At 60.0% G+C, this 25,541-nt stretch carries 24 protein-coding genes; 16 read left to right on the plus strand and 8 right to left on the minus strand.

Translation table 11 applies throughout. The annotated features are described in order from the left end of the window. Positions 1-90: 90 nt before the first annotated feature. Complete coding sequence (locus tag ACPYOI_RS07890) at positions 91-1,659, minus strand: TRAP transporter large permease (protein WP_481416359.1); 1,569 nt, start codon at positions 1,657-1,659, stop codon at positions 91-93. Positions 1,660-1,680: 21 nt separating this feature from the next. Continuing rightward, positions 1,681-2,220 (minus strand): TRAP transporter small permease subunit, encoded by a 540-nt coding sequence (locus ACPYOI_RS07895; protein ID WP_481416358.1) that lies wholly within the window; start codon positions 2,218-2,220, stop codon positions 1,681-1,683. 286 nt (positions 2,221-2,506) lie between these two features. On the opposite strand from ACPYOI_RS07895, the gene ACPYOI_RS07900 reads away from it, so the two are divergent. From ACPYOI_RS07900 to ACPYOI_RS07925, 6 genes are all read left to right on the plus strand, one after another. Next, a complete protein-coding gene (locus ACPYOI_RS07900; RefSeq protein WP_481416357.1) occupies positions 2,507-4,816 on the plus strand; it encodes a putative bifunctional diguanylate cyclase/phosphodiesterase in 2,310 nt (769 codons plus the stop codon). A 145-nt stretch (positions 4,817-4,961) separates the two neighbouring features. Continuing rightward, positions 4,962-5,711: an N-acyl amino acid synthase FeeM domain-containing protein gene (locus tag ACPYOI_RS07905; RefSeq protein ID WP_168831424.1), complete on the plus strand. Its 750-nt coding sequence runs from the start codon at positions 4,962-4,964 to the stop codon at positions 5,709-5,711. A 194-nt stretch (positions 5,712-5,905) separates the two neighbouring features. Beyond that, a complete protein-coding gene (locus tag ACPYOI_RS07910) occupies positions 5,906-6,130 on the plus strand; it encodes an aa3-type cytochrome c oxidase subunit IV (RefSeq protein ID WP_481416356.1) in 225 nt (74 codons plus the stop codon). A 93-nt stretch (positions 6,131-6,223) separates the two neighbouring features. Further along, complete coding sequence (locus ACPYOI_RS07915; protein ID WP_481422746.1) at positions 6,224-7,372, plus strand: Re/Si-specific NAD(P)(+) transhydrogenase subunit alpha; 1,149 nt, start codon at positions 6,224-6,226, stop codon at positions 7,370-7,372. Further along, a complete protein-coding gene (locus tag ACPYOI_RS07920) occupies positions 7,372-7,770 on the plus strand; it encodes a proton-translocating transhydrogenase family protein (RefSeq protein WP_168831427.1) in 399 nt (132 codons plus the stop codon). Before ACPYOI_RS07915 ends, ACPYOI_RS07920 begins: the two co-directional genes overlap by 1 nt. Positions 7,771-7,780: 10 nt before the next feature. After that, positions 7,781-9,175, plus strand: coding sequence for an NAD(P)(+) transhydrogenase (Re/Si-specific) subunit beta (locus ACPYOI_RS07925; protein ID WP_168831428.1), 1,395 nt, complete (start codon positions 7,781-7,783; stop codon positions 9,173-9,175). Positions 9,176-9,307: 132 nt separating this feature from the next. Here the strand turns inward: ACPYOI_RS07925 and ACPYOI_RS07930 are convergent, their stop codons facing one another. The 4 genes from ACPYOI_RS07930 to rpsU (ACPYOI_RS07945) form a co-directional block, all read right to left on the minus strand. Further along, a complete protein-coding gene (locus ACPYOI_RS07930; protein ID WP_481416354.1) occupies positions 9,308-10,966 on the minus strand; it encodes a sensor histidine kinase in 1,659 nt (552 codons plus the stop codon). A gap of 223 nt (positions 10,967-11,189) precedes the next feature. Beyond that, complete coding sequence (locus ACPYOI_RS07935) at positions 11,190-12,245, minus strand: NAD(P)/FAD-dependent oxidoreductase (protein WP_481416353.1); 1,056 nt, start codon at positions 12,243-12,245, stop codon at positions 11,190-11,192. Positions 12,246-12,272: 27 nt separating this feature from the next. Further along, positions 12,273-13,142 (minus strand): tetratricopeptide repeat protein, encoded by an 870-nt coding sequence (locus ACPYOI_RS07940; RefSeq protein WP_481416352.1) that lies wholly within the window; start codon positions 13,140-13,142, stop codon positions 12,273-12,275. A gap of 138 nt (positions 13,143-13,280) precedes the next feature. Next, positions 13,281-13,493, minus strand: a complete 213-nt coding sequence (gene rpsU, locus ACPYOI_RS07945) for a 30S ribosomal protein S21 (RefSeq protein WP_003585885.1) — start codon at positions 13,491-13,493, stop codon at positions 13,281-13,283. Between the two features lie 373 nt (positions 13,494-13,866). Here rpsU (ACPYOI_RS07945) and ACPYOI_RS07950 point away from each other — a divergent pair, with 373 nt between their 5' ends. The 5 genes from ACPYOI_RS07950 (at position 13,867) to ACPYOI_RS07970 (ending at position 17,425) form a co-directional block, all read left to right on the plus strand. Further along, on the plus strand, positions 13,867-14,076 hold the full coding sequence (locus ACPYOI_RS07950; RefSeq protein WP_168831432.1) for a cold-shock protein: 210 nt from the start codon (positions 13,867-13,869) through the stop codon (positions 14,074-14,076). A gap of 127 nt (positions 14,077-14,203) precedes the next feature. After that, positions 14,204-14,488 (plus strand): cold-shock protein, encoded by a 285-nt coding sequence (locus ACPYOI_RS07955; RefSeq protein WP_481416351.1) that lies wholly within the window; start codon positions 14,204-14,206, stop codon positions 14,486-14,488. Positions 14,489-14,539: 51 nt separating this feature from the next. Further along, complete coding sequence (gene rpsU, locus ACPYOI_RS07960; RefSeq protein WP_481416350.1) at positions 14,540-14,776, plus strand: 30S ribosomal protein S21; 237 nt, start codon at positions 14,540-14,542, stop codon at positions 14,774-14,776. A gap of 52 nt (positions 14,777-14,828) precedes the next feature. Next, entirely contained in the window at positions 14,829-15,059 is a 231-nt protein-coding gene (locus tag ACPYOI_RS07965; protein ID WP_481416349.1) for a hypothetical protein, read from the plus strand. Between the two features lie 194 nt (positions 15,060-15,253). Continuing rightward, positions 15,254-17,425: a CHASE2 domain-containing protein gene (locus ACPYOI_RS07970; RefSeq protein WP_481416348.1), complete on the plus strand. Its 2,172-nt coding sequence runs from the start codon at positions 15,254-15,256 to the stop codon at positions 17,423-17,425. 4 nt (positions 17,426-17,429) lie between these two features. On the opposite strand, the gene ACPYOI_RS07975 is transcribed toward ACPYOI_RS07970, so the two are convergent. Next, a complete protein-coding gene (locus ACPYOI_RS07975) occupies positions 17,430-18,404 on the minus strand; it encodes a FecR family protein (protein WP_481416347.1) in 975 nt (324 codons plus the stop codon). 240 nt (positions 18,405-18,644) lie between these two features. On the opposite strand from ACPYOI_RS07975, the gene ACPYOI_RS07980 reads away from it, so the two are divergent. The 5 genes from ACPYOI_RS07980 (at position 18,645) to ACPYOI_RS08000 (ending at position 24,975) form a co-directional block, all read left to right on the plus strand. Then, a complete protein-coding gene (locus tag ACPYOI_RS07980) occupies positions 18,645-19,898 on the plus strand; it encodes a sarcosine oxidase subunit beta family protein (RefSeq protein ID WP_481416346.1) in 1,254 nt (417 codons plus the stop codon). Between the two features lie 13 nt (positions 19,899-19,911). After that, the gene (locus ACPYOI_RS07985; protein ID WP_481416345.1) at positions 19,912-20,253 is read left to right on the plus strand and encodes a sarcosine oxidase subunit delta; all 342 of its coding nucleotides are present in this window, start codon (positions 19,912-19,914) and stop codon (positions 20,251-20,253) included. Continuing rightward, positions 20,250-23,243, plus strand: a complete 2,994-nt coding sequence (locus tag ACPYOI_RS07990) for a sarcosine oxidase subunit alpha (RefSeq protein ID WP_481416344.1) — start codon at positions 20,250-20,252, stop codon at positions 23,241-23,243. Before ACPYOI_RS07985 ends, ACPYOI_RS07990 begins: the two co-directional genes overlap by 4 nt. Continuing rightward, the gene (locus ACPYOI_RS07995; RefSeq protein WP_481416343.1) at positions 23,236-23,784 is read left to right on the plus strand and encodes a sarcosine oxidase subunit gamma; all 549 of its coding nucleotides are present in this window, start codon (positions 23,236-23,238) and stop codon (positions 23,782-23,784) included. Before ACPYOI_RS07990 ends, ACPYOI_RS07995 begins: the two co-directional genes overlap by 8 nt. Positions 23,785-23,847: 63 nt before the next feature. Further along, entirely contained in the window at positions 23,848-24,975 is a 1,128-nt protein-coding gene (locus ACPYOI_RS08000) for a zinc-dependent alcohol dehydrogenase family protein (RefSeq protein ID WP_481416342.1), read from the plus strand. A 3-nt stretch (positions 24,976-24,978) separates the two neighbouring features. Here ACPYOI_RS08000 and ACPYOI_RS08005 read toward each other — a convergent pair whose 3' ends face one another. After that, positions 24,979-25,464: a MaoC family dehydratase gene (locus ACPYOI_RS08005; protein ID WP_481416341.1), complete on the minus strand. Its 486-nt coding sequence runs from the start codon at positions 25,462-25,464 to the stop codon at positions 24,979-24,981. Between the last annotated feature and the right edge of the window lie 77 nt (positions 25,465-25,541).

Here is a 25,541-nt window from a genome sequence, read left to right on the forward strand (position 1 = left end):
GGCTCTACTCCAACGGGCCTTCGTCAGACGTTTCATCGCATTACCAGGCAAGGAACTCCGGATTTTCATCCGGGGTTTTTCTTTTTGCCTCTACTTGATCGTCGGCGGCTGGCTGAGGTCGGGCGGCGGAGCCGGTTGCGCCGGGTTGGCCGGCGGAGCTGTTGCAGGTGCCGGTTGCTGACCGGGCAGGCCCCCCAGCGGCGGCAGGGTAAGGCCGGGAAGCTGCGGCGAGCCGTTGCCGCCGCCAGGCGCGCCGATCGGCGGCAGCGAAAGCTGGTTATCCCCGAAACCGGGTACTTCGATCTTGATCGTGTTGAGATCGACGGCCGGACCCTTGTTCAGCCAGTAGGTAACGGATTGCGGCCAGAATATAATGATCGCGACGAGGATGAGCTGCATGACCACCCACGGAATCGCGCCCATGTAGATATCTCGCGTCTTTACATCGCGGCTGGCAATGGAGCGCAGATAGAAGAGCGCGAAGCCGAAGGGCGGATGCATGAAGCTCGTCTGCATGTTCACACAGATCAGCACACCGAACCAGATGAGATCAATGCCGAGAGCCGAGGCGACGGGCGCCAGCATCGGGATGACAATAAAGGCGATCTCGAAGAAATCGAGGAAGAAGGCGAGGATGAAGATGAAGATGTTGACGAAGATCAGGAAGCCGACCGGGCCGCCGGGGATGCCGGAGAGCATGTGCTCGATCCAGCGAGAGCCATCCATCCCCTGGAAGACGAGGCTGAAGCACGTGGAGCCGATCAGGATCATCACCACCATCGTCGTGATGTGCATCGTCGATGTCATTGCCTGGCGAATCAACGGCCAGGTCAGACGACGATGCAAAGCGGCAAGCGCCATCGCGCCGACGACGCCCAGAGCGCCGGCTTCCGTTGGCGTCGCAAGACCCATGAAGATCGTGCCGAGGACGAGGAAGATGAGGACGATCGATGGCACCATGCCGGCGAGCACTCTCATCAAGAGCGACCAGTTGAGGTCGCCTCGGACCTCCTTCGGCAGCGGCGGCACCGTTTCTGGCCGGAAGATCGACAGGAGCAGGATAAAGCCTAGGAAGATTGCGATCTGGAGGATCGAAGGACCGATAGCACCGAGATACATGTCGCCGACCGACTTGCCGAGCTGGTCCGCCAGAACGACGAGGACGAGCGAGGGCGGAATGACCTGGGTGATCGTGCCCGACGCGGCGATGACACCGGTTGCCACCCGCGGGCTGTAGCCGTAACGCAGCATGATTGGCAAGGAGATGACACCCATTGTGATGACCGATGCAGCGACCGTGCCGGTGATGGCGCCGAGAATGGCGCCGACGACGATGACAGCATAAGCAAGACCGCCAGGAACGGCGCCGAACAGCTTGCCGGTTCCTTCAAGAAGGTCCTCTGCCAATCCGCATCGCTCCAGAATTGCTCCCATGAACGTGAAGAAGGGGATGGCGAGCAGTAGATCGTTTGAGACGATGCCGAAGATGCGAAGCGGCAAAGCCTGCAGAAATGCCTCGCTGAAATGGCCTGTTGCTATGCCGATGATGCCGAAGAAAAGACCCACCGCGGCAAGCGAAAAGGCGACCGGAAAGCCATACAGCATGAAAATGATCATGCCCAAGAACATCGCCGGCGGAATGATACCGAAGTCGAACACGTCCGTTCCTCCCGGAGAGTCTTATTGCAGGGGCTTTTCGTATTTTGTGTCGAGTTGGATCAAGCCGTTCAACGCGGCGATCCTCTTGATCAGTTCGGAAATGCCCTGAAGCACCAGGAGCGCGAAGCCCGCGAAAAGCATAAGCTTGACCGGCCACCGGATGAGCCCGCCTGCATTGGACGACACCTCACCCTGCTGGTAGGCGATGACGAAAAAGGGCCAGCACAAGAAGGCCAGGAAAAAGCATGCCGGGATCAGAAAAACGGCCAGGCCGATGATGTCGATCCAGATTCTGGCTCTCTCGGAAACCGATCCATAGATAACGTCGACCCGTACATGCTCGTTGTTGCGGAGAGCATGGGCGGCGCCGAGCACGACGATATAGGCAAACAGATACCACTGGATCTCCAGCCACCCATTTGAGCTATAGTTGAAGAGGTAACGGACGATGGCGTTTCCTGCGCTGATTAAGCAGCAGAGGAGTACCATATAGTCGGCAATCTTGCCTATGAATTGGCTGACGCTGTCGATCAGCCGGCTGACGCCCAGAAACGCCGGCATGCCTTCATTCCCCTTATATTGCCTTTGCGGCAAGTTCTCGTCTTTGGAAATTTGTGTAAACCACGGTCCCGGAAATTGAAAGAATAAAAGCCCTTCTAGGATTTTAGTCGTAGAGGGGTGCAATCCTGTGCCAAATTTTTCCAAAACTTTGACAGACGGCCATATGTGGTTGTGATGTGATACAATTCACGTTTAGATTTTAGAAAAAACGACCAAATTGGGAGTGTAAGGGCAAGCAATTCTTAAAGGGTTTTCCGTATAATCCGAACGCACAGGGAAAGTATGGATGAAGCCACATAACCCGAACCGGGTTCCTACGGATGTGTATCTGTCGTTTGTGAGTTCCCTTTTCGGGAACCGACTGACGCTGCTTGCCGGCGTCTTTGTGCATGTCATTGCCTTTATGGCAGTCGCTGCCAAAACAGGTGCTGTGCTCTACGTCCTCTTATCCCTGGCCTTTGTGGTGACCTTCGCCGGACGGATGCTCACTTTCCGCATCTTCGACAAGATTGACAAAGAGGAACTGACACGCGCGAAAATCGAATGGTGGGAAACGGTCTATGTCGCTGGTGCGACCTCGACGGCCGCCATACTCGGTATCGGCAGCGGCTATGCGCTCTTCATTCTAGGGGATCCTTTTGCCGAACTCGCCTGCATTGCGGTGACGATGGCCTCGATGGTTTCGGTCGTCGGCCGCAACTACGGCTCGCAGAAGGCGATTGATTTGCAGACGCTTGCCTGTTGTCTGCCGATGATCGTCTGCAGTCTGATGGCGCTCGATTTCTATCGCGCCATTCTCTCAGCTTTTCTCATTCCTTTCGGCCTGACGACACGCGCAATGGCAAACGGGGTGCGCGAATTCCTTTATGAAAACGTCATCGCCCACCGGCAGATTTCGCAGATCGCCGACCGCTTCGATACTGCGCTCAATAATATGCCTCATGGCCTGGTCATGGTCGATGCGTCGAACCGCATCCAGGTGATCAACCGCAAGGCCCACGAGCTGTTGAAGATCGGGGATCCGGACCGGCTGAAAGATCGCGACCTTGGCGCCGTTCTACGCTACGGCGCCCGCTACAGCTTCATGGATGCCTCCCAGCCGGAATTGATTCTGCGGCAGCTGACGCAGGTTGCCGAAGGCAGTCTGTCGCGCACGCTGATCCATTTTCCTGAGAGCCTTTCGCTGGAATTCTCAGCGAAACGCCGTGCCGATGGCGGCGCCGTGTTGATCTTCGAGGACGTATCGAGCCGCGTTAAGGCGGAGCAAAAGATTCTGCATATGGTGCGTTTCGATGCGCTGACCGGCCTGCCGAACCGCGAATATTTCGGCCAGCTGGTGCAGGACTATCTCGCGAAGCATTCCAAGAAGACCGGCCCTCTCGGCTTCATGATCCTCGACATCGACGAGTTCAAGCATGTCAACGACATGCGCGGCCACGTCACCGGGGACCACCTGCTCTGCACCATTGCCGCGCGGATCAAGGAGATGGCCGGCAACGCAATTGTCGGTCGTCTGATGGGCGATCAGTTCATCCTCTTCTTCCCGCATGCGAATGACGAGGAGGCCCTGGATATCGAGATCCGCAAGCTGCATTCGGCGATCCAGGGGCAGTATGAGGCCGACGAGGTCACTTTCCTCGTGTCGCTCAGCGCCGGCTATGCAATTCTGGAAAGCAACGCCTTTGCCATGGACGAATGGAGTGTCAAGGCCGACCTTGCGCTGTCCGAAAGCAAGTCGCGGCTCAATGGCGGCATTACCGGGTTCGAGCGCGAGATGGATGGCCGCTACATCGAGCAGCAGAAGCTCAAGGCCGACCTGCGCGAGGCCGTGGCTGCCGATGCGTTGCACCTTGTCTTCCAGCCGATGTTCAAGGCAGATGGCACGCGCATTGAATCTGCCGAGGCCCTGGCCCGCTGGGTGCATCCGGAAAAGGGTTCCATCCCGCCCGATGCCTTTATCCGCCTTGCCGAAGAAATGGGGATCATTTCCGCGATTACCCGCTTTGTGCTCTTCAAAGCCTGCAGTGAATGCATGACGTGGCCGGAGCATATCGCGGTGTCAGTAAACCTCTCCGCCCGCGATCTGCGCGATTCGGACATTCTGACCGTCGTTTCGGAAGCGCTCGCGCATTCGGGGCTGGCCGCGTCACGGCTGCATTTGGAAATCACCGAGAGCTGCCTGATCGACGAGCCGGCGGCCGTGCGGGCGATCCTGGCGGAGCTGCGGGCGCACGGCATCACCATTGCGATCGACGATTTCGGAACCGGCTTCTCCAGCCTCAGCTATCTCGACACGCTACCGCTCGATATCGTGAAAATCGATCGCTCATTCGTGCGCAACATTGGCGAGGACACGCGCCGGTTGAAGCTTCTGCGTGGAACTGTCAATCTAGCCCGTGAACTCGGCCTCAAGATCGTCATCGAAGGCGTCGAAACGCAGGAGCAGCTTGCGCTTCTCAATAAGCATCGCAGCGCGGATCTCGTGCAGGGCTATGTCTTCTCTCCGCCGGTGCCTTCGCAGGATATCGTCATCCTGTCCCAGAATCTCACGAGCCGTCGCAGCAGCATGCAGCGCCGCCGCGCAAAAGTTGCCTGACGCAATCAGCCGGTTGGCGCGCCTGCCTTCCGTCGGTCCGGCGCCGTTAACCTTAATGGCTCAAATTTAACGCGAGTTGTCTCTTTCTCTTGTGCATGTACCCGCTTCATATGATTAATAACCCGTTAACAGGGAATTAATCATTATGGGTGACAGCCTCAAGGTCAGTGATTTTTCACAAAAGCTTTTGGAAATCCTGGATCATGTCGAATACCGGCGTGTCGAAAACACTGAGGACATGGAAGCCGTCGAACGCTTGCGCTATAAGGCTTACAAAGCCCGCGAAGTACTTCCGGTAGCGGCGAAAAGCATGATCGATGACGTGGATTTCGATAGCCACGCCTACGTCTTCGGATTGTATTATTATGAAGAGCTGGTGAGTACGATCCGGATTCACTATGTGACGCCGGATCATCGCATTTCGCAGTCGAGCGGCGTCTTTCCAGCCGAAATCGACGCCTTCCTCGATGCAGGCATGACTCTCATCGACCCCGCACGGTTTGCAGCCGATCCGGAAGTCGCAGCCGATATGCCTTGGATTCCGTATCTGACCCTTCGACCAAACATCGTAGCGGCGGCACATTTTCGCGCCAGTCGCGTGCTGCAGCATGTGCGCCCCGCCCACGCCGCCTTTTACAAGCGCGTTTTCTATGCGGATACCGTAGTGGAAAGCCGCATGACGGAGACGTACGGCTTCGAACTGACTCTTATGGCGACCAACGTCATCGAGGTTGGCCGCAAACTTCTGACACGCTATCCCTTCTTCATGTCGAGCGCCAGCGAACAGCGAATGATGTTCTCCCGCAATCCCGCGGCCACGCTGCCGCCGCTCAACATCATTCCCACGGCGCGTTACGTGCCGGAAGGCGAGCTCGGCACCGATCTGCCGCTTTGAGAGTTGTCTCATGCGCTCCTCTCCGCTGGGGAAAGGCAAAAAGTCGGGATTCTGCGATACTCCGATCCATTGCGCTTCTCCCAAGCTTTGTGTAAGGCCTGAATGGGATTAGCCCGCTCGCAATGGCCAGGGGATCATGGCATTCAGCTGGCACGCATCACGCATGCGAGGGGCATTGGAGGGAGATGAGATAGATGGCCGAAGAGCACACGGGACCCGCCGAAGTTGGCGCACCGATGGACTACAAAGAACACGAGGCAACCTACAACCTGTTCCTTGCGGCCGCGAAGTTCGGCTCCCTGGCTATCATTGCCCTGCTGCTTGGCATGACGGTCGGCTTTTTCACCGGCGGCGGCCTTCTGGGCGGGCTCCTGGTATTCCTCATCATTCTTATTGCCGGCGTCTTCCTGCTGCGCTGACCGCGCGGCAGAAGCGGCATTTCCAAATTCTTGATAGGTGCTTGGCCTAAGCGTGAGACAGCGCGGCGGTCTGGCTGACCCGGAGGAGGGCAGTTGGGCAATATTGTTTTCATTGCAAGAGAATCGACCGGTTCCGAGGCGCGTGTTGCGGCCTCTGTCGAAACTGTCAGGAAAATAAAAAATCTCGGCTTCGACGTTGTCGTCGAGGCAGGCGCTGGAGATCTATCGCGCATACCGGATAGCGAATTCGAAGCTGCCGGCGCGCGGATCGGATTGGCAAGCGATGCGGCCTCTGCCGATGTGGTGCTGAAAGTTCGCCGTCCCACCGCGGCAGAAATCACAGGCTACAAGAGCGGTGCAGTCGTTATCGCCATCATGGACCCCTATGGAAACGACGAAGCGATCGCCGGCATGGCGAAAGCCGGCCTTTCCGCCTTCGCCATGGAGCTGATGCCGCGCATCACCCGCGCGCAGTCGATGGACGTCCTTTCCTCGCAGGCCAACCTGGCAGGCTATCAGGCCGTCATCGAAGCGGCAGCGGCATATGACCGTGCCATGCCGATGATGATGACGGCGGCAGGGACTGTCCCGGCAGCCAAGGTCTTCGTCATGGGTGCTGGCGTCGCTGGCCTTCAGGCGATCGCGACCGCGCGACGTCTCGGTGCTTCTGTCTCCGCCACCGACGTTCGCCCCGCTGCCAAGGAGCAGGTGGCCTCGCTCGGCGCCAAGTTCATCGCCGTGGAGGACGACGAGTTCAAGGCGGCCGAAACCGCCGGGGGCTATGCCAAGGAAATGTCCAAGGACTATCAGGCGAAGCAGGCGGCACTCGTTGCCGATCACATCGCCAAGCAGGACATCGTCATCACGACTGCGCTTATCCCCGGGCGGCCAGCGCCCAGGCTCGTTTCGAGCGAGATGCTAAAGTCGATGAAGCCCGGCGCGGTTGTCGTCGACCTGGCGGTCGAGCGCGGCGGCAATATCGAGGGTGCGGTTGCAGACGAAATTACCGATGTCGGAGGCGTCAAGGTGATCGGCTTTGCCAATATGCCGGGCCGAGTGGCGTCAAGCGCTTCGGCGCTTTATGCCAGAAACCTCGTCACCTTCCTCGAGACCATGGTCAACAAGGAAACGAAAAGCGTTGTCCTGAACCTCGACGATGAACTCATCAAGGCGACAATGCTGACCTATGCGGGCGACGTGGTGCATCCGGCATTCGGCGGTGCGAAGAAGGAGGATAGCTGATGGCCAGTGAAGCAATGGACAAAGCGCTGGAGCAGCTCGATCAGGCGGTCACCGCGGTCGTCACTGCCGCCGCGCAAGCCCCGGAGGCCGCAAGTGCCGCAACGGGGGGCGCGATTGATCCCTTCGTTTTCCAGTTGGCGATCTTCGTGCTGGCGATCTTCGTCGGCTATTACGTCGTCTGGTCTGTGACGCCGGCGTTGCACACGCCGCTGATGGCGGTGACCAACGCCATCTCCTCGGTCATCGTCGTCGGCGCGCTGCTTGCGGTCGGTATTTCGGCAAGCGGGCTTGCGACCGGCTTCGGATTCGTCGCGTTGGTTCTTGTCTCGGTCAACATCTTCGGTGGCTTCCTCGTCACGCAGCGCATGCTGGCGATGTACCGCAAGAAGGACAAGTGAGGCCGGACGAATGACCAATATCGCAGCTTTCCTTTACCTTGTCTCCGGCGTGCTTTTCATCCTGGCGCTCCGCGGCCTTTCTCACCCGGCGACGAGCCGCAAGGGCAATCTCTACGGCATGATCGGCATGGGGATCGCGATCCTCACGACGCTGGTGCTGGCGACGCCATCCTTCATCGGTTTCGTGCTGATCGTGCTCGGTCTGGCGATTGGCGGCGGCGCAGGCGCCTATATCGCCCGCGTCATCCCGATGACCTCGATGCCGCAACTGGTCGCCGGCTTCCATTCTCTCGTCGGCCTCGCCGCCGTCCTGGTAGCCGCTTCTGCGCTCTATACGCCGTCTTCCTTCGGGATCGGCAATATCGGAGAAATCCACACCGAAGCGCGCATAGAAATGGCGATCGGCGTTGCGATCGGTGCCCTTACCTTTACCGGGTCGATTATCGCCTTCCTGAAGCTTGACGGCCGCATGTCCGGCAAGCCGATCCTCCTGCCGTTCCGGCACATCATCAACATCGCACTGCTGGCGTTGATCGTGCTCTTTATTGTCGGGCTCGCTGCTACGGAAAGCCATTTCGATTTCTGGGCGGTCGTGGCGCTCTCGCTGGCACTCGGCGTGCTGCTGATCGTGCCGATCGGTGGCGCCGACATGCCGGTCGTCGTCTCAATGCTGAATTCCTATTCAGGCTGGGCCGCCGCCGGCATCGGCTTTACGCTCGGTAACCTCGCGCTGATCATTACCGGCGCGCTGGTGGGCTCTTCGGGCGCCATCCTGTCCTATATCATGTGCAAGGGTATGAACCGCTCGTTCATCTCCGTCATCCTCGGCGGCTTCGGCGGTGAGACGGCAGCGGGCGGTGCCGACAATTCCGACAAGACAGTCAAGCTCGGCTCGGCGGAAGATGCCGCTTATCTGATGGCGAATGCCTCCAAGGTCATCATCGTGCCGGGTTACGGCATGGCTGTCGCCCAGGCACAGCACGCGCTTCGCGAGCTCGCCGACAACCTGAAGAAGGCCGGTGTCGAGGTCAAATACGCAATTCATCCGGTCGCGGGCCGCATGCCCGGTCACATGAACGTGCTGCTGGCCGAAGCGAACGTGCCTTACGACGAGGTGTTTGAACTCGAAGACATCAACTCGGAGTTCGCGCAGGCCGATGTCGCCTATGTTATCGGCGCCAACGACGTGACCAATCCAGCTGCCCGCGACGACAAGACCTCGCCGATCTACGGCATGCCGATTCTCGACGTCGATAAGGCCAAGACCTGCCTCTTCGTCAAGCGTTCTCTGGGCTCCGGCTATGCCGGCATCGATAACACGCTGTTCTACAAGGACGGCACGATGATGCTGCTCGGCGACGCGAAAAAGGTCACCGAGGAGATCAACAAGGCGATCAATCACTGAGTACCACTCAGCTGCGAATGCTCGATCAGAATGAGGGCGCGGCTTACGCCGCGCCCTTTGTTTTCGCCTGTGCAGCCCTTTGCATCTCCGGGGACTTGCCAGATAGCTGCCGCTGGCTCCGCGCCGACGGCGTCATTTGCGCTCGAGCGTGCTGAGAAGAGCAGTGAGCGTCCAGATCAGGCCTTTCGGCAGGTAGTCCACCTCAACCGTGCCGCGAAAGGCGGCAGCGGCATGTATCTTGATCACGGTGGTACCGAATCCGGACTGAGACGGTGCAACGACTGCGGGGCCGTTCCGCTCTTCCCAAACGAAGCGCAGCATAAGCTCGGGCTGGTCCTCGACGGGAATCTTGGTCCAGGAAAAGGAGACCCGGCCGTGCGGAACGGAAAGCGCGCCATATTTCACAGAATTGGTTGCCAGTTCGTGGAGCGCCAAGCCGAGATTCTGGACTGCCTCAGGCTTGACGACAAAATCCTCGCCGCAAATCTCGATCTGTTCGGCCGCCTGCGGGAAGGCCTGCAGATGAATATCGATGACCCGACGGAGCGACGCCCCTGACCATTGCTCGCTCGTCAAAAGCTCTATCGAGCGGGCGAGCCCATCGAGACGATGGGAAACGGCAGTTTGGAAATTCTCGACACTGTCAGCCTGTTTGGCGAGCTGGCGCATCATTGCCTGCGCCAAAGACAGCAGGTTCTTTGTGCGATGGATCAGCTCGTGCATGATGAAATGCAGCCGGTCTTCCGTCTGGCTTCGATCGAAGGAGGCGTTGGATAGCGCGACGGCCACCTGGTTCGCCTCGATAACCGCAGTATCAATCGGCGCAACGATATCGCCCTGGCCCATCCGGTTTGCCATGTCGGCAATGTCGCGAATTGTGGTGCGCACCTGCCGCGCTACGGCATAGGCTGCAAGCACGGCGACCAAAAGGAGCGCGATGCCGCCGATGATCAGGAAGCGCCATGTCGTGAGTATCGATGCCTGCGCCGTAGAAACAGGTCCCCAGACCACCGTTTTCCAGGACCAACCAAAAATTTGTGCATAACCCAGGAGCTGATCAGGCAGAATGGTCTTGTCCTCGAAGACGCCGCTTGAGGCTGTAAGCGATGGCAGGATGCGTGGGTCGAAGGGCGTCCCAGGAGCGATGCTTGCAAGGCCGCTTGAGGCCACGACGTGACCGGCCTGATCGATGACCGCTGCGGACCAGCCGGATGCAAGCTCCTGGGTCGTGACAAGTTTGGCGAGATCCTTGGCATTTTGCGTGACGATCAGCGCCGCAACCTTACCAGCGTCGAGCGGCATCGTGACGTTGTAAACCCATTCACCGCTCGTCGCGCCCTTGAAGACATCGGACGCCTCGATGCGGCCCGATTTGAGGGCCGATTCCAGCGCAGGCATGTTTGCGATCTTGCTGAGCGGCATGCCGAAGTCGCGGCGCGTGTTCAGAAGTTGCTGACCGCTTCTATCAACGGCGATCACGTAGACCGTGTCGCCGCGCAGGGCTGTTTCGGTGCGTTGATGAAACGAAGCGAAGTCGTTGTTCTCGAGCTCAGGGGAGGTCGACAGCAGCCGAAGGGTCGTTGCCATATCCTGCAGCTGCCGGTCGATCACGCGGGAGAGGGTCAACGCGTCCTGCGCAGTTTCGCGTCTGAGCGTCGTGCGTTGATTGTCCTCGAGCTGCAGAAGCAAGAGGGCGACAAACGCGAAGATAGGCACGGCGATCGAGACCGCCATTGCGATGAGGTAGGTGCCGATCGACGCCTTGGGAAACAACCGCCCGCGCAGATTCATCGGCGCAATCTTTGCAAGCTTTCGAAAGCGAGTTGCTCGTTACGCTTTTCGCAAACAGGTACGATAGCAAAAAACTGCATCGCCGCCCCCGGTGCCCTAAACATGGTCGCATTTTCCGATAGCCTACTATCGGAGCACGGCCATGTTAGGGGGAGCGAGCGCTGGTTGCAACACACTAAAGCTGCCGAGCTAGGCAATTGTAATCTATCGTACAAATGCTCCGTCAGGCGAACCGGGAGAGCCGGAACGGGGCAAGGCTGGCGTCGATCTGGCCTGACAGAATCTCGTTTGCTGTAAGCATGCCAACCAGCGGCGCGAGCGTTACGCCAGAATGCATGACCGCGACATAGAGGCCGCCAAAGCCGCAGCTGCCGATAATCGGGAAACCGTCTTCTGGGATAGGGCGATAGCCTATTGCCGCGTACTCCATTTTCAGGCCCTCGGCGCCGGCGAGCATGCCTTTTAGGCGCGAGAAAATATCCTCGGCCTGTTCGCCCGGCTCCTGGTCCTGTTGATGGCTGCTGCAGCCAACGAGCCGCCCCTCGTCCGTCTGGCGCATCTCCAAGCCGGGTATGATGACCAGACCGTTCAGTCGTCGCTCGAAGGGACGTGAATGGACGATGAAACTGGGCACGGACTTGACCGGCACCCTGATGCCGGCGCTGGCTGCCAGCGCCACAGTGCCGCTACCGCCGGCCAATACAACGTGATCCGCTTCGATCATCCCTGCCGAAGTGACGACGCCGGTGATGCGCTCGCCGCTGCGGATCAGGCCGCTGACGGCGGCAGTCACGAATTTCGCGCCACCGGCCTCCGCGTCGGCGAGCATCATCCGCGCTGCTGCGAGGGGTTCGACGACCCCTTCCTCCGCCACGGCAACGGCAAAATCGGGCGGATTGCGAAGATAGGGCTCGCGGGCGGAGATCTCTCTGCTGCCGAGCCGCTCGATTCCGTAACCCCAGCCACTATGTTCCTTCGCGTAAGCCTCCAATCGATCGGCGGGCAGGTCCCAACAAATGCTGCCGCACCAGGAGAGCGGCAGGCCGGGAAGCTCGGCGGCGAGCCGCTTCCATTCACCCATCGATCGACGCCGGAAATGGAAATAGAACTCCGGATTGCCCCAGCTTGCATTGATCCAGGCGAAGGAATTGGGGGTCGCGACGCCGCCGGTTTCCTCTGCGACGACCGTCGCACTGGCACCGGCTTTCGTGAGATGCCAGGCGATTGACGCACCAATGATACCAGCGCCGACGACGATCACATGCTGTTTCGTCCCCATCGCCGTGTTCTCCATCAACCGCCGATATTAGCCGCTGGTGGCTGCCCCGACACGGGCAAGGCCGTCGCGGGCCGGCTGGTATTTAGGATCGAGAGCGACTGCGTGACGATAAGAGCGAGCGGCCTTGGCTTTGTCGCCGCGGCGCTCATAGACGAGCGCCTGGTTGGCCCAGGACTCGGCAATGTTGCCGTTAAGCTCGATCGCGTGATTGAAATCGGCGAAGGCGTTGTCGTCGTCATTCAGCGCGATATAGGAGATGCCGCGGCCATTGTAGGGCTCGGGTGAATTCGGAGCGAGCGAGATCGCCTTCGAGAAGTCGTCGATCGCCTTGTCCTGTTCATTGCGCTTCTGGTAAATCAGGCCGCGATTGTGATAGGCGCGGCCATCGGTCGTGCCGAGCTGGATGGCGCGGCCGAAATCGTTGAATGCGGCATCATCCTGGCCGGCCTGGCGGTAAACATTGCCCCGGCCGATATAGGCGACGTCGTAGCTCGGGTTGATCTGAAGCGCCGTGTTGTAGTCGGCGATCGCCTGCTGCTGCTGCCCCATGTTGCGATAGACGAGCGCGCGGTTGGCATAGGCCTGAAAGAAGCGTGGATTGATCTGCAGAGCCGTATTGAAATCGTTCAGTGCGGCCTTGAACTGGCCGGCGCGACCATAGGCTGAACCTCGAACATTGTAGCCTTCAGGATCCTTGGGATTGGCGTTGATCACCGAGGTCAGCGAGGCGATGTTCTCTTGGGAGCCCTGAGCCTTGTCGATGCGGATCACGGCATCGGAAGCGTTATCGGTCTGGCAGCCGGCAAGTGCGATTGCGGCGAAAACCGCGAACACTGGTAGCAACGCCGCCTTCGGTGCAGTCAAGGACCGAGGCGAGGTGAGCAAGGAATCAATCATTTGTGCGCTTTCCCCATGCGTCATATCCGGGGGCAATCGGATATGCGATCTCTCAGCGGCAAATTAAAAAGGCGGCGGCGACACGTAATCGCCCCCGCCAACATGCATCTGAAAACGTCGAAATAACGACGGTACCGCTTAGCGTGCGACCAGACCTTCGCGCTGCGCCCGCTTGCGAGCCAGCTTGCGAACGCGGCGAACGGCTTCGGCCTTCTCGCGAGCGCGCTTCTGCGACGGCTTTTCGTAGTAATCGCGCATCTTCATTTCGCGGAAAATGCCTTCGCGCTGCATCTTCTTCTTGAGAGCGCGGAGAGCCTGATCGACATTGTTATCGCGGACGAGTACCTGCACGAGAATCACGTTCCTTTGGTTTTGGTTGACGCCAGCGGCGGCGCAGCGCCAGAGGCAAAAAAATATTGTTCGCGCGGCCGGAGCCTTGCGATTGGTGATGCGGGATAACAGAACGATGGCAGGAAGTCCAGACAGATATGGTTTTCTACCGCGAAAAAAGGCCGGTTGCGGCTCACGCCATCCCGCCTGGCGTGGAGGGCGGCGACTGCATGGGCTATTGCCCTATCCGAAAATGCACCTATATGTAGCACGTCGAATATTGCTTGTGACCTTTGTCCACGCGCTGAAGCGCTCCGTCAGATTTCCTCTCAACATCGATAAGAACCGGGGGAATGTCTCTCCGGGCAAAGCAACGATTGAAAGGAGATCGTTCATGAATTCAGGCACAGTCAAGTGGTTCAATAGCGCCAAGGGTTTTGGTTTTATTCAGCCGGATGATGGTTCGACGGACGTCTTCGTTCACATTTCCGCCGTGGAGCGCGCCGGCATGAGCACGCTGTCCGACGGTCAGAAGATCCGCTACGATCTCGTCCGGGACAAAAAATCAGGCAAGAACGCCGCGGACAACCTTCAGGCCGCATGATTTGTCATTTGCCTCAGCTGACCACGGATGTACTGGCAGCAGGCTGAATGACGGGAAGAGGTCGGGTGAAACGCCCGGCCTTTTTGTTTAGGCAATCCGGCCATCTGAAGTTAGAAGGGGTGACGTGATGCCAAAGCCGAACTATAAAGTCGGTGATTTTGTGGTGCTAAAGTCCGGCCTTACCCGAACTGCGGCTGCCGACCGGCGATGTGAGGTCGTCGGAATTTTGCCAAACGACCATGGCCAGGCGCAGTACCGCGTCCGGTTTGAAGCCGAAAACTTCGAGCGCAGAATAACCGCGCTTGATATCGATGCCTCCGAATCTCCGCCGGGTGTTGCCGACGCTCAGCCAATTCAAACGTCCGAAACGGGGCCTTGGCTGAAGACTTTCAGCACTAAGATGCGAAAGTAACGTCTCCAGCCATTCACAGTGCGGCGTCATTGCCAACGAAAGGATAAGATTTTGCAAGTTCTCGTCAGGGATAACAACGTTGATCAGGCTCTTCGCGTTCTCAAGAAGAAGATGCAACGTGAAGGTCTGTTTCGTGAAATGAAGGCGCGCAGCGCCTATGAAAAGCCGTCCGAGAAGCGCGCCCGCGAAAAGAGCGAGGCTATTCGCCGCCAGCGGAAGCTCGCGCGCAAGCAAATGCAGCGGGAAGGCTTGCTGCCGATGCCGAAAAAGGCCGTCCACAAGCGTTGAGGCCCGCTTGGGGCGCAGCCCAATTGCTCAAAACCATTCAAGGGAGGAGCGAATGACAGCAAGCAAGGACCAATTCTTCAACGCTACGAAGATGTCGGCCCGCGACAAGGCCGAAGCGACGGACCATACGGCGCGGGCCATTATTGCAGACGAAGCAAAGCTGCGTGAAAAAAAGACGGAGAAGCTGAAAGCACTTCGGCTGCAGCGGGAGGCGGAAGCCGAGCCCGAGCCGCCAGCACCCAAACGGAAGCGCAAGGCTTCCGCCAGATCTTCCACGCAATAAGGTTCCGATGCGGTAGCGCTGATCCTGTTGTCTGCCCGCACCGTTTACCCAGCCGTATTTCCACGTCCCTGATCAACGACTATCTCGCTCTAATGATGCGCACCAGCCTCATCATTAGATGGCTTTCGCTTCGAAAGCGGGGTAGCGTTCTTCCTTGCTGAATGGCTTGCAGCATCGGGGGACGTCATCTAGGCATGACACGCACGCAGCAAATCGGCGTCATCATCGGTTTGGCGATCGTCGCGCTGCTCACGTTCCTCCGCGCCGGCGATCCGCAGTTCCTGCGTTCGATCCGCGATGTGAGCTTCGATGAATATCAGCGCATATCACCGCGCCCGTTCGAAAACCTCCCGGTTCGCGTGATCGATATCGATGAGGCATCGCTGCGCGAATTCGGTCAATGGCCGTGGCCGAGGGACAGACTGGCTCTGCTCGTCAACAGACTGTCTGAAATGGGCGCGGCGGCGATCGCTTTTGACATCCTCTTTGCCGAGCCTGACCGGCTTTCGCCACGCGCCGTCGTCGGTACGGTAAGCGGCGTTGATCCCGAGCTGCTGGCACAACTGCCGGATAACGACGAGATTTTCGCTGATGCGATGGCCGGCAAGCCTGTCGTGCTCGGCTTCGGCTTGTCCAATGAGGGAACATATCGTCCACCCGTCAAGGCGGGCTTTGCCTTTACCGGCGAAAGCCCTATTACGGCGCCTCCATATCTCAAGGCCGCAACGCCGTTGCGGCCACGTTTTGAAGCGAATGCTACCGGACTTGGCCATATCAGCCTCAATCCCGGCAATCCTTCCCCGGTCGTGCGTGCGATTCCCCTCTTTCTGACAGACGGCGAGCAGTTTTATCCGAACCTGGCCCTCGAAGCGCTGCGCGTCGCACAAGGCGCGTCGACGTATGTCGTGGCGGGCGCACCGGATGTGCCCGGAATCATAACATCGGCCAAGATCGGCGACCTTGTCGTTCCCGTGACTGCTGCGGGCGAACTTTGGCTCTACGTCAGCCCCGATCGGGCGGAGAGATATATCTCAGCGCGGGATGTGCTTGCCGCAAACGGCGTCTCTCCGGAGGTCAGCGCCGCGATCAATGGCAGTATCGTCTTTGTCGGCACGTCGGCTGCCGGGTTGCAGGATATCCGTGTCACCGCGCTTGGAGAGAACGTGCCGGGCGTTTCACTGCACGCGCAGACCGTCGAGCAGATCTTGAACGGCCGCTATCTGTCGCGGCCGGATTGGGCGGATGGCCTGGAGATATTTGCCGTCGCGGCGCTGGGTAGCCTTCTGGTCGTATTGACGACCTTCGTCAGCCCTGCGGTGGCGCTGGCCTGCGGGCTGACGATTACGGCGCTTGCTTTCGTCGCCTCATGGCTTTGCTTCTCCTACGCCGGACTTCTTTTCGATCCGCTGGCGCCAATTGTGAGTGGCTCGATCGCGCATTTCGCAGCGACCTCGTTTCGCATCCTTGTGATCGACCGGGAGCGGCGCGAGGTGCGCCGCGCCTTCGGGCAATATCTCTCACCGTCACTCCTTTATCGTATCGAGCACACACCGGGTGCGCTGCGGCTCGGCGGCGATGACCGGGAACTGACGGTCATGTTTGTCGATGTGCGCCATTTTACGGAAATCAGCGAGCGCCTGCCCCCGACGGCCGTCGTCGGATTCCTGAACACGCTGCTCGATGCACTGAGCCGCCATGTCGTTGCCAATGAGGGTACGCTCGACAAATTCATCGGCGACTCGATCATGGCTTTCTGGAATGCTCCGGTCGATGTTGCCGATCACGAGACGAAGGCGGTGCGCGCCGCACTTGCGATGCGCGAGACCCTTGCCGCGCTGAATGCCGCCGATGCCTTCGGCTTTGGAAAGGATCAGCCGGTTGGGATCGGCATCGGCATCCATACCGGGCTTGCTTGCGTCGGGAACATGGGCGCTGAAACGCGCTTCAACTATTCGGCCGTGGGCGATGCTGTAAACGTCGCTGCGCGCATCGAATCGTCCTGCAAGGAAGTCGGCTTCGATATTCTGATCTCGGAGAATACGGCGAAGCAATTGGGCTCAGCCTTACTTGATGCGGGCACCATCGGCCTGAAGGGGAAAAGCGGCCGTACGCGGCTATTCGCCGTGGTCGGGGATGAGCGCTTGGCGAAATCGCCGGACTTTGCCGAACTAGAGCAGTTCCACAGGCAACTCGTTGAGGCATTGCGATTGCACTCACCGCAGCAGACTCGCAGGATCATCGGTGCCATCAGGCACAAGTTCGTAACGATGGCCCCTGCTCTTGCGGAATTCTACCGGCGGATTTCCCGCCGGGCGGATCATTTCCGTGATGAGCCGATTTCTGAGGAAGCGCGTCCGGCCGAATGAGGTTTCAACGATGGCGGTTCCGTTCGCCGCGATCCCTGTCACCATCCTTGCCATCGGATCGATCGGCTTTATCGCGACCTTTGTCGTGATGATCTCGACCTTTGTCGTGATGATCCCGATGATGATCATTTGACTTTTTAGGCTCGTCGGGATCATGCGGTCTGTCGGCATGGTCATGCGGCTTATCCACATGGTCACGCGGTTTCTCCCCCGGTTTTTCGGGTTGAGGCGTCGGCTTCTCGGGCGGGGGCGGTTCCGGGGCGCGGATCCTGGGTGCCTGCTGCTGACGGGTGTCGGGGCGACGCTGCAAGGCGGCGGTCATTCCGCAGCCCCCGCCCATCATCCCTGAAAGGGCCTGAATGCCCGAAAGGAAGGGAAGCGCTCGCTCCGTTCCGAGCGACTGGAGGACGGCCTGGTTGACGGGCCGCACATCCGTCATGGAACCTCTGGGCGTGGCAATGACACAGTCGCAGCGCCGTGTGAGCTGCCGGCAGCCGCCGGGGCCGCAAAGCTGTGCGGCGCCATTCAGCATCACGATGGCCGTCGTGCCGTTGGGTCCTACATAGAAATCGAAAGCCGTGCCGCGCACGCCGATCGTGCCTGCGGGCGTAAGAATCGAGTAGGCGGACGATTTCGAGCTGCCGCTGATCCAGCGGAACGTCCCCTTCGCCGCCTTGATGCTCAGTTGTTTGACTGTTTGCGAATCGTCGAAGATGTATTTGTCGATGACGACTGACGAGCCCCAGCCGACGGCAAGCTTCGAACCGTCGCGGAAAACAAACTGCCCGAGGCCGGATGGCGACGTTCGGATGCGCTCGTCGCGGTGGACAGCAGAATTGACGACCAGCGGTCCCGATTGACCGGTCACTTCAGTCTTGATCTTAACCGCCTGGCCGACCGGCTCGGCCGCTGTAGCCGGCATGGGGCTTATAAGCGCCGCGCAGAGGAGCGTGGCTGTGGCAGAACGCAGATACGACATGGAACACCCCCGAAACTTAGGAATATTAGCATGTGCTTCTGTTGGTCGTCTGCTTACCCGCATGGGTTAGAGGGACTAATCCCCGGCCAGACCGGAGGCGGGACCAGCTGGCAAGCCACTTGTTTCACGCATGTCAAACAAAAGCCCGTTCGCGTCGCAAAAGAAACGTTGTGCCGCATTTCGATTTGCGATTTGTATGGCCACGGAAGAAATGCCTTTCCCTGAAGGAGATGAAGGCGGATGCGGAAATACTCGGTTTTTGCGGTGGCACGGGAAGCGCTCAGAGCCCACAAGGGCTGGGAGAAGCAGTGGACTTCGCCGGAGCCGCGCGCGGAATACGATGTCGTCATCATCGGCGGTGGCGGGCATGGCCTGGGAGCCGCCTATTACCTTGCCAAGGAGCACGGCATCACCAATGTGGTGGTGCTGGAAAAAGGTTGGCTCGGCGGCGGCAACACCGGCCGCAACACGACCATCATCCGCTCGAATTATCTCTATGAAGAGAGCATGCACATCTACGAGCATTCAATGAAGCTCTGGGAGAACCTGTCGCAGGATCTCAACTACAATGTGATGTATTCACCACGCGGCGTGATGATGCTCTCGCACAACATTCACGATCAGCAGTCGTTCAAGCGGCATATCCATGCCAACCGTCTCTACGGCATCGACAACGAATGGCTGACGCCGGAGCAGGCCAAGGCTTATTGCCCGCCGCTCGATATCTCGGCAACGGCGCGTTACCCGATCAACGGTGCAGCGCTCCAGCGTCGCGGCGGTACGGCGCGTCACGATGCGGTTGCCTGGGGCTACGCGCGTGCGGCCTCGGATCGCGGCGTGCACATCATCCAGAATTGCGAAGTCACCGGCATCCGCCGCGGTCCGGATGGGCGCGTCGTGGGGGTAGAAACGACACGCGGTTATATCGGCGCGAAGAAGATCGGCGTTTCGGCCGCCGGCCACACGACGACGGTCATGAAGATGGCGGACGTGCGCGTGCCGTTGCAATCGAGCCCGCTGCAGGCCCTGGTCTCCGAACCCCTGAAGCCGATCTTTCCCTGTGTGGTCATGTCCAACACGGTGCACGCCTATATCTCGCAGTCCGACAAGGGTGAACTCGTCATCGGCGCGGGCACGGACCAGTACAATTCCTACTCCCAGACCGGAGGCCTGCAGATCATCACGCATACGCTCGATGCCATCTGCGAGCTCTTCCCGATGTTCCGCCGCGTGAAGATGATGCGCTCCTGGGGCGGCATCGTCGATAACACGCCGGACCGCTCGGCGATCCAGTCGAAGACGCCGGTTCCGGGACTCTACGTCAACTGCGGCTGGGGTACGGGCGGCTTCAAGGCGACGCCGGGGTCGGCCAATCTGTTTGCGCATCTGATCGCCCGCGATGAGCCGCACAAGTTCAATGCCGGGCTGACACTGGAACGCTTCCGCACCGGTCGCCTGATCGACGAAGCCGCCGCTGCTGCCGTCGCGCACTGACACGAGGACATCCATGCTACTCATCTACTGCCCATACTGTCAGGAAGAGCGCTCCGAGCTCGAATTCCGTGGCGCCGGCGACGCGCACATAGCGCGACCCCAGAATATCGCCTCGATTTCCGACGAGGAGTTCGAAGAGTATTTCTTCCTGCGCGACAATCCGAAGGGACTCATCTTCGAGCGCTGGCGGCACATGCACGGCTGTGGCCGCTTCTTCAATGCAGCGCGCGACACCGTCAGCGACAAGTTCATCACGACGTACAAGGCCGGCGAGCCGAAACCTCAAATAGGAGCAGCCAGCGTTCCGCACATTCCCGTCGAAACCTACGAAGCGCTGGAAGGAGAGGCGAAATGAGCGGCGCGAACCGAATTTTGGGCAAGGGGCGCCTGACGCCCGCCAGAACCGCCCGCTTCACCTTCGACGGCAAGAGCTACACGGCGCTCGAAGGCGATACCGTCGCCTCGGCACTGATTGCGAACGGCGTGCATCTTGTCGGCCGTTCCTTCAAGTATCACCGGCCGCGCGGCATCCTTTCGGCGGGCGCAGAAGAGCCGAACGCTCTGATCGACGTTGCGCGCGACAGCGCCCGCAAGCAGCCGAACGTGCGCGCCACGGTTCAGGAAGTCTTCGACGGCATGACCGTCAAATCGCAGAACCGTTTCCCGTCGCTCGCCTTCGATATCGGCGGCATCAACGATGCGTTCTCGCCGTTCTTCGCGGCCGGCTTCTACTACAAGACCTTCATGTGGCCGAAGGGCGCCTGGATGCGTCTTTACGAGCCGATGATCCGCCGGGCAGCCGGCCTTGGCGTCGCACCAACGGAAGACGATCCGGATCATTATGCAAGCCGGTTTGCGCATTGCGACGTGCTTGTGGCCGGTGCGGGCGTTGCCGGTCTTTCCGCAGCCCTCGCTGCGGCTGAGGCGGGTGCCAAGGTCATTATCTGCGAAGAGCAGGCAGAGGTCGGTGGAGCGCTGCGATTCGACAGCGGTGTGAAGATCGACGGCATAGATGGTTATGCCTGGGCGCAGCGGACAGCGGCGAAGCTGAAGGCGATGAAGAATGTGCAGCTTCTGACCCGCACGACCGCTTTCGGCTACTACAACCACAATTTCATCGGTCTTGCCGAGCGCGTGACCGACCATATCGCCCGGCCTGCCCGCGATCTCCCGCGCGAGCGTCTGTGGCAGGTCCGCGCCAAGAGGGTGATCCTCGCAGGCGGCGCAATCGAGCGGCACATGGTGTTCCCGAACAATGACCGTCCGGGTATCATGCTTGCTTCGGCAGCACGCATGTATCTGAACCATTACGGCGTTGCCGTTGGGACCAAGGTCGGTGTCTATACCGCTCATGACTCGGCCTACGAGGCTGCCTTCGATCTGAAGCGTGCCGGCGTGGCGATTGCCGCGATCGTCGATTGCCGCCAGACTCCGGGCGCTACGGTTCTTGCCGAAGCGCGGTCACTCGGCATCGACGTGCTGACCGGACAATCCGTCATCAACACCTCGGGCAAACTGCGCGTCTCCTCGATGACTGTCGCGCGCAATGGCGGCGGTTCGCCGCGCAAGATCGCAATCGACGCGCTGCTGGTTTCGGCCGGCTGGACGCCGTCGGTGCATCTGTTCTCACAGTCGCGCGGCAAGGTGAAATTCGAGCCGGAAACGCAGCGCTTCCTGCCCGGAACCTACGCGCAGGATTGCCTCTCCGTGGGTGCCTGCAATGGCACGGACGATCTGCAGCAGACCATTGAAGAGTCCCTGGCAGCCGGTGAACTGATGGCGCAGGCCGTCGGCAAATCGGGCGGCGGCAAGATCAGCATCTCGGCCGAGCAGACCTACGACTGGACGGGCGGCATGATCGGTGCCGCCGAAGGCGCCGGACCGGAAACAAGCGCCAAGGCATTCATCGACTTCCAGCACGATGTCTGCGCTAAGGATATCCGTCTCGCGGTGCGCGAAGGCATGCATTCGATCGAGCACATCAAGCGCTTCACGACCAACGGCATGGCCTCCGACCAGGGCAAGCTTTCCAACATGCACGGTCTGGCGATCGCTGCGGAGATGCTTGGCAAGGAAATCCCGCAGGTTGGCCTCACGACCTTCCGTGCGCCCTATACCCCCGTCACCTACGGTACGCTGATCAGCCATTCGCGCGGCGAGCTCTTTGATCCTACCCGCAAGACACCGATGCACCAGTGGGAAGAAGAGCACGGCGCCGTGTTCGAGGATGTCGGCAACTGGAAGCGCGCATGGTTCTATCCGCGCGCTGGCGAGACCATGCATCAGGCCGTCGCCCGCGAATGCAAGACGGCTCGCGACGTCGCGGGTGTCTTCGATGCCTCGACGCTTGGCAAGATCGAGGTCGTCGGTCCGGATGCGGCCGAGTTCATGAACCTGATGTACACCAATGCCTGGGACACGCTGAAGCCGGGCAAGTGCCGCTATGGCATCATGACGCGCGAAGATGGTTTCATCTATGACGACGGCGTCGTCGGGCGGCTGGCTGACGATCGGTTCCATGTGACGACGACAACAGGCGGCGCGCCGCGCGTTCTCAACCACATGGAAGACTATCTGCAGACGGAATTCCCGCATCTCAAGGTATGGCTGACATCGGCTACCGAGCAATGGGCCGTCATCGCTGTCCAGGGCCCGAAGGCGCGTGAGATCGTCGCGCCGCTCGTCGAAGGGCTCGATATTTCGAATGAGGCGTTCCCGCATATGAGCGTTGCCGAGTGCAAGGTCATGGGCGTGCCGGCCCGTCTCTTCCGCGTGTCGTTCACCGGTGAAGTCGGCTTCGAAATCAACGTTCCGGCGGACTACGGCCAGTCGGTCCTGGAAGCCGTCTGGGCGAATGCAGAGCCACTCGGCGCCTGCGCCTACGGCACGGAGACGATGCACGTGCTTCGCGCCGAGAAGGGCTATATCATCGTCGGACAGGATTCGGACGGCACGGTGACGCCGGATGATGCCGGTCTTTCCTGGGCCGTTTCTAAGAAGAAGACGGATTTCGTCGGCATTCGCGGGCTGAAACGGCCGGACCTCGTGAAGGATGGCCGCAAGCAGCTCGTCGGCCTCGTCACCAAGGATCCGAAGCTGGTCCTGGAAGAAGGCGCGCAGATCGTCGCCAATCCGAACGCGCCGAAGCCGATGACGATGCTCGGCCATGTGACCTCGTCCTATTGGTCGGAAAACCTCGGCAAGTCGATCGCGTTTGCGCTGGTCGCCGGCGGCCGCGCGCGCATGGGCGAGACCCTTTATGTGCCAATGCCGGACAAGACAATCGCCGTCGAGGTGACCGACATGGTGTTCTTTGACAAGGAAGGAGGCCGGATCAATGGTTGATATGGCAATTCGCAAATCCGCTCTTTCCGGTCGTCAGGGCGGTTCGGCAACCGTTCGCCTGAGACCAGCGGCCACGGCGACGCGCGTTGCGCTTCGTGCACCGCAGGAGTCGCTTGCCGGACTTTCCGCCGCACTCGGCGTCACCATTCCCAATGCGCCGAAGACATCCGGCCGCAAGGAGTGGCGCTCGGCACTCTGGCTTGGTCCGGATGAATGGCTGGTGATCGACGAAAGCGGTGCAGACCTGATGGCGAGCCTTGCCAACGCAGGCGTGCTGCATTCTGCCACGGATGTCTCGCATCGCAACGTCGCCATCAATGTTTCTGGCCCGGGCGCCGAGGCAACGCTTTCTGCCGGCTGCCCTCAGGACCTGTCGATAAACGCCTTTCCAGTCGGCGCATGCTCGCGCACGCTGTTCGGCAAGGCGGAAGTCGTGATCTTCCGTACTGATGACGATCTGTTCCGGGTCGAATGCTGGCGATCGTTTTCCGACTACGTCTTCGGCCTGCTGGCCGAGGCGGCGGAAGACGCGGCGCACTAAAGTGTTATTGCCGCCGGCTTGCTCCGGCGGCTAAGCTCTTCCAGTAGGCTTTGGGAGGAGCGAATGAAGATACGTGCGGCAGTGCTGCGGCAATCACCGGTTTCGGCACCATTTGCCGCCAGCCGACCGCTTTCTATAGAAGAACTCGATCTGCAGCCGCCGGGACGCGAGGAGATTCTCGTCCGCATCGGCGCCGCGGGGCTCTGCCATTCCGATCTCTCCGTCATCAATGGCGACCGGCCGCGGCCCGTGCCGATGGCGCTCGGACATGAGGCTGCCGGTACCGTCGAGGCCGTCGGTGACGGTGTCGCTGATCTTGTTCCGGGTGACCGGGTGGTCATGAGTTTCATGCCGAGCTGCGGCCACTGCCTTCCGTGTGCGGAGGGTCGTCCGGCGCTTTGTGTTCCGGGCGCGGCGGCCAACGGCAGCGGAACGCTTCTTTCCGGCGCGCGGCGGCTCGCATGCGAGGAGGTGCCGGTCAATCATCATCTCGGCGTCTCCGGCTTCGCCACGCACGCGGTCGTTTCCCGCCATTCGGCGATCAAGATCGACGCTGGCCTGCCGCTGACCGAGGCTGCACTTTTTGGATGTGCCGTGCTGACCGGAGTGGGCGCTGTCGTTAATACCTGCAAGGTGCAAGCGGGACAGACCGTTGCCGTTGTCGGGCTTGGTGGCGTCGGGCTTGCCGCCGTGCTCGGTGCACTGGCGGCCGGTGCCGGGCGCGTTGTCGCCGTCGATCTCGCGCCGGGCAAGCTGCAGACGGCACTCGCGCTTGGCGCGACGGATGCATTCCTTGCTGGCGATGCGGATATCGCGGAGCAGATCCGCGAGGCAACCGGTGGCGGCGTCGACCATGCGCTGGAGATGGCAGGCTCCGTCAAGGCGTTCGAGCTTGCCTACCGGATCACACGGCGGGGTGGGACCACGGCAACGGCCGGTCTCGCCAATCCGTCCAGCCAGATTTCCATACCGGCGGTCAGCCTGGTCGCCGAAGAGCGCCGCGTGCTCGGAAGCTATCTCGGCGGATGTGTGCCGAGCCGCGACATCCCGCGATACATAGGACTATACCGGCGCGGCCGGCTGCCGGTGGACAGACTGCTTTCCTCGACAGGGCCTCTGGAAGAGATCAACGAGGCCTTCGACTTGCTGCATGAAGGCAAGGTCATCCGGCATGTCATCGATTTCGGCTGAGGTTCAGACGTCCGGCCGGTCTTTGGGATCGAACTGCGCGATCGTGATCCAGTTCGCGGTGAGGGCGGGCTTCTTCTCGTTCTCGATTTCGATCGACACCTCGTAGGTGGTCATCAGCATGTTGGCGCCACGGAAGCGGGCGTCGGCGAGTACGAAATGGCCACGGACGCGGGTGCCGGATCTGACCGGCGTCATGAAGCGGACCTTATCGAACCCGTAATTGATGCCCATCGTCTGCTCGCGAATTTTGGGAAGGGCATTGTAATTCATCGCCGAAAGCAGCGAGAGCGTCAGGAATCCATGGGCGATCGTACCGCCGAAGGAGCTTTCGGCAGCGGCGCGGACGGGGTCGGTATGGATGAACTGGTGGTCGTTGGTGGCATGAGCAAAGGCGTCGATCATTGCCTGGTCGACAAGAATCCATTCCGAAAGTCCCGTCTTCGTGCCAATGAACCCACGGATTTCCGCGAGTGAAAGTTCCCTGACCATTGATTCCTCATGAGAAAGCGGCTGCGCAAGCCTTACAATGGGATTGTGACGATTGCGACAAGGAATTGCGGGCTGGA

It is taken from the genome of Rhizobium sp. SVR5-2C (genome assembly GCF_056755115.1).

Bases quoted from the DNA above. Each gene is read 5' to 3' on its own strand.
- ACPYOI_RS07895 (WP_481416358.1), bottom strand. From the start codon at position 2,220: ATGCCGGCGTTTCTGGGCGTCAGCCGGCTGATCGACAGCGTCAGCCAA.
- ACPYOI_RS07900 (WP_481416357.1), top strand. From the start codon at position 2,507: ATGAAGCCACATAACCCGAACCGGGTTCCTACGGATGTGTATCTGTCG.
- ACPYOI_RS07905 (WP_168831424.1), top strand. From the start codon at position 4,962: ATGGGTGACAGCCTCAAGGTCAGTGATTTTTCACAAAAGCTTTTGGAA.
- ACPYOI_RS07910 (WP_481416356.1), top strand. From the start codon at position 5,906: ATGGCCGAAGAGCACACGGGACCCGCCGAAGTTGGCGCACCGATGGAC.
- ACPYOI_RS07920 (WP_168831427.1), top strand. From the start codon at position 7,372: ATGGCCAGTGAAGCAATGGACAAAGCGCTGGAGCAGCTCGATCAGGCG.
- ACPYOI_RS07925 (WP_168831428.1), top strand. From the start codon at position 7,781: ATGACCAATATCGCAGCTTTCCTTTACCTTGTCTCCGGCGTGCTTTTC.
- ACPYOI_RS07930 (WP_481416354.1), bottom strand. From the start codon at position 10,966: ATGAATCTGCGCGGGCGGTTGTTTCCCAAGGCGTCGATCGGCACCTAC.
- ACPYOI_RS07935 (WP_481416353.1), bottom strand. From the start codon at position 12,245: ATGGGGACGAAACAGCATGTGATCGTCGTCGGCGCTGGTATCATTGGT.
- ACPYOI_RS07940 (WP_481416352.1), bottom strand. From the start codon at position 13,142: ATGATTGATTCCTTGCTCACCTCGCCTCGGTCCTTGACTGCACCGAAG.
- ACPYOI_RS07950 (WP_168831432.1), top strand. From the start codon at position 13,867: ATGAATTCAGGCACAGTCAAGTGGTTCAATAGCGCCAAGGGTTTTGGT.
- ACPYOI_RS07955 (WP_481416351.1), top strand. From the start codon at position 14,204: ATGCCAAAGCCGAACTATAAAGTCGGTGATTTTGTGGTGCTAAAGTCC.
- ACPYOI_RS07965 (WP_481416349.1), top strand. From the start codon at position 14,829: ATGACAGCAAGCAAGGACCAATTCTTCAACGCTACGAAGATGTCGGCC.
- ACPYOI_RS07970 (WP_481416348.1), top strand. From the start codon at position 15,254: ATGACACGCACGCAGCAAATCGGCGTCATCATCGGTTTGGCGATCGTC.
- ACPYOI_RS07975 (WP_481416347.1), bottom strand. From the start codon at position 18,404: ATGTCGTATCTGCGTTCTGCCACAGCCACGCTCCTCTGCGCGGCGCTT.
- ACPYOI_RS07980 (WP_481416346.1), top strand. From the start codon at position 18,645: ATGCGGAAATACTCGGTTTTTGCGGTGGCACGGGAAGCGCTCAGAGCC.
- ACPYOI_RS07985 (WP_481416345.1), top strand. From the start codon at position 19,912: ATGCTACTCATCTACTGCCCATACTGTCAGGAAGAGCGCTCCGAGCTC.
- ACPYOI_RS07990 (WP_481416344.1), top strand. From the start codon at position 20,250: ATGAGCGGCGCGAACCGAATTTTGGGCAAGGGGCGCCTGACGCCCGCC.
- ACPYOI_RS07995 (WP_481416343.1), top strand. From the start codon at position 23,236: ATGGTTGATATGGCAATTCGCAAATCCGCTCTTTCCGGTCGTCAGGGC.
- ACPYOI_RS08000 (WP_481416342.1), top strand. From the start codon at position 23,848: ATGAAGATACGTGCGGCAGTGCTGCGGCAATCACCGGTTTCGGCACCA.
- ACPYOI_RS08005 (WP_481416341.1), bottom strand. From the start codon at position 25,464: ATGGTCAGGGAACTTTCACTCGCGGAAATCCGTGGGTTCATTGGCACG.